The sequence below is a fragment of the Clostridium sp. genome (assembly GCF_051654825.1).
Taxonomy (GTDB): Bacteria; Bacillota; Clostridia; order Clostridiales; family Clostridiaceae; genus Clostridium.
In genome coordinates this window covers 1-6371 of sequence record NZ_JBOFYU010000047.1, presented here as the reverse complement: position 1 = coordinate 6371, position 6371 = coordinate 1, and the positions used below count along the sequence as shown (strand labels likewise).

Genomic DNA, 6371 nt, shown 5'->3' with positions numbered 1-6371 from the left:
ATTTATCTATACCCTCCCTTGCTGCCTTTTCTGTAAAGATATATGCTCTATTTTGAGAGTAGTTTAACTCATAACTTGAAGCTAAGTTTACATCCTTTAGTGCTTCAAGTGCTGTTTTTCCTATTCCTTTATATATTATCCTTCTTCCCTTATCTGAACTTTCATTAGTACTTCTATAGGGTTTTACACAATCTAAATATACAATTACATTTCCAAAATCATCAGTATCAAATATAATACTTGTAGTAAAGGTTACCTTATTTATATCTTGATAATTAAAGCATCCACAAAGAAGTATAGGAAATAAAAGAATTATTAAACATTTACTTAGCTTTTTTATCTTCATCTACCTTACCTCTTCCTATAACATTTTCTGATATTCTATTTAAGTCGCCCCTTAAAATAACATCTTTAAATTTATATTCACTTATACTTCCAACTGGGAATAAAAATGGATATCCCACTGTTTCTAATTCTGATAATTGTATTAATAATATTGATGTTCCACATAAAAATCCTGGCACTCCAAATAACGCAGAAAATACTACTATTGCAAGTGCCCAAAATGATACTGCTCCATATAACTTAGGAATTAAGAAATATGATAAAGTACTTAAAGCAACTATTATAATAGTAATTCTTGATGCTATACCAGCTCCTACAGCAGCTTCACCTAATATAAGTCCTGATACTATTCCCATAGCTCCACCAATTGGCTGAGGAAGCCTTAATCCTGCCTCCTTTATAAATTGGAATGCAAGCATCATTATTATAACTTCTAAAAATGTTGGAAAAGGTACTCCTGCCCGTGACACTGCAAGCCTAAATATAAATACTGAGGGAAGCATTGAATAATGATAAGTTATTACTGCTACATAAAGCCCTGGCAATAAAGCAGCTACAAAAAATGCAAGCCACCTTAATATACGATTAAAATTTGTATAATATTTATTTAAATAATAATCATCTGGCATTTGGAAGTTTTCTAAGAAGAAGTATGGAACTGTAATTACAAATGGTGTTCCATCTACAATGACAGCAACTCTTCCCTCTAAAAGCTTAGCGCTTACTTCATCTGGCTTTTCTGTATATCCTACTGTATCAAAAAAGCTTTTTTTCTTTTTTAATGCTGCCTCTACATAATTAGTATCTAATATAAATCTAATATCTAAATTTTTAACCTTTTCTTTTATTTCATCTATTAGACCTTGTGGTGCAACATCCTTTATATAAGCTACAGATACTGAAGTTTGTGTTTTTTCTCCTACTACCAATACTTCAAATTTTAAATCAGGATTTTTTATCCTTCTTCTAATAAGAGCTACATTGTTTACTATTAATTCATTAAAGCCTTCCCTTGGTCCCTTTAAGACAGATTCAGTTTGAGGTGTTCCTACGCCCCTTACTGGGAATCCTTTTGTTTCAACATAAACTATTTCTGTTATTGCTTCAAATAAAATTATAGGGTCTCCTGATAATACATGCATTATAGCATCATCTTTATCTTTTGCTATCCCTGTTGCATTAATATCAAGAACATCATTTATAATATCTTCTGCTGTTTTAATATTACCCTTTTCATTATGAAGACGTCCAAATCCTCTTAAAGGTAGTACAACATTATCACTTATTGATTCAGCATTACATAAGTCATCAATAAATACTATTGTTGCCTTTCCTAAAACAGTTTCTAATTCCCTGTATTTTACGTCAAAGGAATCTTTTAATTTCTCTTTTACATATTCTAAATTATTCATTCACATCACCTAAACGTATTATTTGTATTATTAGTGTTTAATATTCATTTTTTTGCTAATACTATTTCTATAATAAAAAACGAGGTGGGAGAATGAATAAAATATCAAGTAAACATTTTGTATTATTTATTATTGGTGTAGCCTTTATTTCTATAAAGACTTATCCATCACTCTTTATAGCCCTATGGGGAAGAGATACGTGGATTTGTAGCTTAATTGCATCAATTATTTTTATGGCATATGCTATTTATTTAATTTATATTTGCGTTAAAACAAATACCTTCAATATAAACAAAATATTTAAAGAAGCATTAAGTCCTTTTATAGGAAATATTTTTTTGTTTATATTTATTTTAACATTATTTTTAACAGCTTTAGAATGTGCATCAGTAGAAGCTAATGCATTACATTCTACTATTTTTCTTGATACGCCAGTATGGTATGCATTAATCTTCTTTTTACTACCATCTGCATTTATATTAAATAAAAGCTTACGTACTACTCTTATTTTTATATTAATATCTGTAAGTACATTAATAATAAATGCAATACTATTTACGGCTTTAACTCAAAGCTATAAAAATATGAATTATGTTTTACCCTTTATGGGAAATGGATTAAATAAGGAATTTTTTAATACTATATTATTTATCTTAGGATCCCTTTCTTCCTTTGCTATTTCACTTCCTTATTTAAAGTTTTTAACTATAAAAGATCATATTAAAAAGCATAGCCTTTATGGTGTCCTTATTGTCTCTGCTATAGTTGTTATATCAACTTTAGGTATGATTACAGCCTTTGGCCCTTTAAGAGCATCAAATATCTTTTATCCTGAATTAGTTTTAGGTCAAAGAATTGAATTAGCAGGATTTATTGAATTTGGAGAAATATTTTTTATTATCCAAACAGTAATAGGACTATTTGTTAAGTATATATTAGCTTCCTACGGAATAATAATAATATGCGAGAAATTCATGAAGAAAAGAAAGATTTTTGTACTTTTTTATACAATAATAGTTTTTGTATTATCAAATTTTATTGGAAGAAACAATTTAACATTATTTAATTTGCTAAAATACTATCAAATAATACTATTAATTGTATTTGGAGCAATTCCATTAATAGTATTTACAATATACCTTGTTAGATATAAAGGAAATGTAAAGAAAATGTCTCAATAAAAGCAAATTTTCTAAAAAATTAAAATAATTTGTTAATTCCTATTGCAAATGATATTTTTTATGTTATAATAGAATTGAAATTTAATTTTAGATAGGTAGTTTCTATGATAATATTCCCTTTCCCTTAACATTCATAAGGACCTAAGGCCAGAAAATTATCAAGATCATCCCTATGAATTTAAGGAGGACTTTAAAATGGAAGATAAGAAAATAATTTGTAAAGATTGCGGTAAGGAATTCGTATTCACAGTTGGTGAGCAAGAGTTCTACAAAGAAAAAGGATTCGATAACGAACCTGTAAGATGCATCGATTGCAGAAGAGCTAGAAAAGCACAAAATAACAGAAGATAGTTCTGTTTTACTAAAAGACTAACCTTTTTGGTTAGTCTTTTTTTATTATATTAGTTTTATAAAATTTTGATTATTTCAAAATTTTATTTGAATAATTCCAACACTTTAGAAACTAATTTTTTACCCCATTTATACATTAGGTCCAATTTTACTAATAATAATCTATTTAATGTATATTTGTCCTATTTTCTTCACATACTAAATTAAGTAAAACATTGTTTATAAATATAGGAGGAATTTTAATGAATTTAACTAAATTAATACCTAGCTTTTTAGTAGTTACGTTATTAATAACATTATTATTTAAATTTAACTTAGTTGCATTAAATATTATTATTGTCTTTTCATTACTACTAATTATTATAGATATATTTAAGGAGCACCAATCACAGCATTAGCTAAAGTGATTAAAATATTTAAAGGATTGCTATATCATTATAGTAATCCTTTTTTATTCCCCCAAATGCTTTAAAATACCCTATACAATATTACATTTAGTTGACATAAAAATTGGGAAAAACTATAATTAATATATACTTTTATAGTTAAAGATTTTTTATTATGCTATTTGATGCACAGATGAAAGGAGTGCTTGACTTTGGAAAATAATATAGAAAAAAGAAAGGTTATTTTTAGCGGAATAAAACCTTCTGGTGATTTGACTCTAGGAAATTACTTAGGAGCTATAAAAAACTGGGTAGCTCTTCAAGATGAATATGATTGCTTCTTTTGCGTAGTTGACTTACATGCAATTACTGTAAAGCAAGAACCTAAGGATTTAAGAAAAAGAACTTTAGAAATTTTAGCAATATATATAGCTTCAGGAATAGTACCTGAAAAGAATACTTTATTTATTCAATCTCACGTTCCTGCTCACAGCGAATGTTCATGGTTATTAACATGTAACTCATATATGGGTGAGCTTGGAAGAATGACTCAATACAAAGATAAGTCACAAAAAATGGGTGATTCTATAGGGGCTGGGCTATTTAACTACCCTGTTTTAATGGCTGCTGATATATTACTTTACAATGCTGACTTAGTTCCTGTTGGAGTTGACCAAAAACAACATTTAGAATTAGCTAGAGATATCGGTAATAGATTTAACAATACTTATAGTGATACATTTGTTATTCCAGAACCTTATATACCTAAGGCTGGAGCAAAAATAATGGACTTACAAGATCCATCTAAAAAGATGTCTAAATCAGAAGAAAATGCTAATTGCTATATCTTAATAATGGACCCACCAGAAGTTATAAGAAAGAAAATATCAAGAGCTGTTACTGATAGCTTAGGTATTGTTAACTACTGTGATGAACAACCTGGTGTTAAAAACTTAGTTAACATATTATGTGCAATTAATGGAACTACCCCTGAAGAAGTAGTTGAAAGCTATAAAGGAAAAGGATATGCAGACTTAAAGGCTGATGTTGCCGAAGCTATAATAGGTGAATTATCTCCTGTTCAAGAAAAAGTTAAAGAACTTCTTGGAAATAAAAAAGCATTAGAAGAAATTTATAAAGAAGGTGCAGGAAAAGCATCTTACACTGCAAATAAAGTTCTTAGAAAAATGCAAAAGAAAATAGGATTAATACCTAGATAATAGTGTACTTTTCATAAATATAACCTCACCTAGATTAACAAGGTGAGGTTATTTATTTAATAAAAACAGTTACTATACTAACTGTTAAATTTAACACTTAACACAATTCTATATAACAGAGTTTTTAGACATAAAAAATACGGCTAAATCAGCCGTATTTTTTTATTTTGTAAGGAATCTATATTATGAATAACTTATTGACTATTAATTGAAATTATCAAGAAACGTTAATACGTAATTTTTCACTTTTCTCTATTTGTATAATATTGAAACTTCTGTTTCTTTATCAAATAAGTGGATAGCTTTTGTATCCATAGCAAATTTACCCTTATTTCCTGATTTTAATTTAGTATTTCCATTAACTCTTACTGTCATTGGAACACCTTCTTTGTTTAAGTATATATAACTTTCTGCTCCCATTAACTCTGTAACTTCAACATTAGCAGTTAATGTTGATTTAGGGTTAGCTATTATGAAGCTTTCATCATCATACATATCTTCTGGTCTAATACCTAAAACTACTTCTTTTCCTATATAACCTTTCTTCTTAAGAACTTCAGCCTTGTCCTTTGGAATCTCAATGCTTTCATCAGCAAATTTAATTAATGTAGCTCCACCTTCTTCTTTAACAGTTCCTGTTATAAAGTTCATTTGTGGACTTCCTATAAATCCTGCAACAAACATATTAATTGGATTGTTGTATATTACTTGTGGTGTATCTACTTGTTGTACTATACCACTCTTCATTACAACTATTCTTGTTCCCATTGTCATTGCTTCTGTTTGGTCATGTGTTACATATATAAATGTAGTTTGTAATTTCTTGTGTAACTTAGCTATTTCTGTTCTCATTTGAACTCTTAGCTTAGCATCTAAGTTTGATAAAGGCTCATCCATTAAGAATACTTTTGGCTTTCTAACTATAGCTCTTCCTAAAGCAACTCTTTGTCTTTGTCCTCCTGATAAAGCCTTTGGCTTTCTATCTAATAAATGTTCTATATCAAGAATCTTTGCAGCTTCCTTAACTTTAGCATCTATTTCAGTCTTTGGTACCTTTCTTAGCTTTAATCCAAATGCCATATTTTCATAAACTGTCATATGTGGATATAATGCATAGTTTTGGAATACCATAGCTATATCTCTATCTGTTGGTGAAACATCATTAACTAACTTACCATCTATTAATAATTCTCCACTTGTTATTTCTTCTAATCCCGCTATCATTCTTAAAGTTGTTGATTTACCACATCCTGATCCACCAACTAATACTATAAATTCTTTATCTTCAATTTCTAAGTTAAAATCCTTAACTACCTTTACATCTCCTGGATAAACTTTAACTATATGTTTTAATGATAAACTTGCCATTTATTTTTCCCCCTTAATTTATATCAACTTTTAAAATCTCTTATCTTTACTATAATCATATTGTAATTGTTTTCTGAAATTAAATCTATTAACATAATTCATAAAATT

The 6371-nt window shown here is 28.2% G+C and carries 6 protein-coding genes and 1 pseudogene; 4 read left to right on the top strand and 3 right to left on the bottom strand.

Annotated features, from left to right (window positions below; genetic code table 11):
• Positions 1 to 346: pseudogene (locus ACRDBA_RS02940) on the bottom strand (Ger(x)C family spore germination protein); the annotation flags it as partial.
• Positions 324 to 1757, bottom strand: coding sequence for a spore germination protein (locus tag ACRDBA_RS02935; RefSeq protein WP_438571439.1), 1434 nt, complete (start codon positions 1755 to 1757; stop codon positions 324 to 326). The pseudogene ACRDBA_RS02940 and the gene ACRDBA_RS02935, both read right to left, overlap by 23 nt.
• A 92-nt stretch (positions 1758 to 1849) precedes the next feature.
• On the opposite strand from ACRDBA_RS02935, the gene ACRDBA_RS02930 reads away from it, so the two are divergent.
• From ACRDBA_RS02930 to trpS, 4 genes are all read left to right on the top strand, one after another.
• Positions 1850 to 2938 (top strand): GerAB/ArcD/ProY family transporter, encoded by a 1089-nt coding sequence (locus ACRDBA_RS02930; protein ID WP_438571438.1) that lies wholly within the window; start codon positions 1850 to 1852, stop codon positions 2936 to 2938.
• A 195-nt stretch (positions 2939 to 3133) separates the two neighbouring features.
• Positions 3134 to 3289 carry a zinc-ribbon domain-containing protein gene (locus ACRDBA_RS02925; protein ID WP_008677523.1) on the top strand — a complete coding sequence of 52 codons (156 nt, stop codon included), beginning with the start codon at positions 3134 to 3136 and terminating at the stop codon, positions 3287 to 3289.
• A gap of 242 nt (positions 3290 to 3531) precedes the next feature.
• A complete protein-coding gene (locus ACRDBA_RS02920) occupies positions 3532 to 3687 on the top strand; it encodes a hypothetical protein (protein ID WP_438571437.1) in 156 nt (51 codons plus the stop codon).
• Positions 3688 to 3887: 200 nt separating this feature from the next.
• On the top strand, positions 3888 to 4895 hold the full coding sequence (gene trpS, locus ACRDBA_RS02915) for a tryptophan--tRNA ligase (protein WP_438571436.1): 1008 nt from the start codon (positions 3888 to 3890) through the stop codon (positions 4893 to 4895).
• A 252-nt stretch (positions 4896 to 5147) separates the two neighbouring features.
• Here the strand turns inward: trpS and ACRDBA_RS02910 are convergent, their stop codons facing one another.
• Positions 5148 to 6263 carry an ABC transporter ATP-binding protein gene (locus ACRDBA_RS02910; RefSeq protein ID WP_438571435.1) on the bottom strand — a complete coding sequence of 372 codons (1116 nt, stop codon included), beginning with the start codon at positions 6261 to 6263 and terminating at the stop codon, positions 5148 to 5150.
• Positions 6264 to 6371: the final 108 nt, after the last annotated feature.

Coding starts and splice junctions, on each gene's coding strand:
- ACRDBA_RS02925 (WP_008677523.1), top strand. CDS start 3,134: ATGGAAGATAAGAAAATAATTTGTAAAGATTGCGGTAAGGAATTCGTA.
- ACRDBA_RS02935 (WP_438571439.1), bottom strand. CDS start 1,757: ATGAATAATTTAGAATATGTAAAAGAGAAATTAAAAGATTCCTTTGAC.
- ACRDBA_RS02910 (WP_438571435.1), bottom strand. CDS start 6,263: ATGGCAAGTTTATCATTAAAACATATAGTTAAAGTTTATCCAGGAGAT.
- ACRDBA_RS02930 (WP_438571438.1), top strand. CDS start 1,850: ATGAATAAAATATCAAGTAAACATTTTGTATTATTTATTATTGGTGTA.
- ACRDBA_RS02920 (WP_438571437.1), top strand. CDS start 3,532: ATGAATTTAACTAAATTAATACCTAGCTTTTTAGTAGTTACGTTATTA.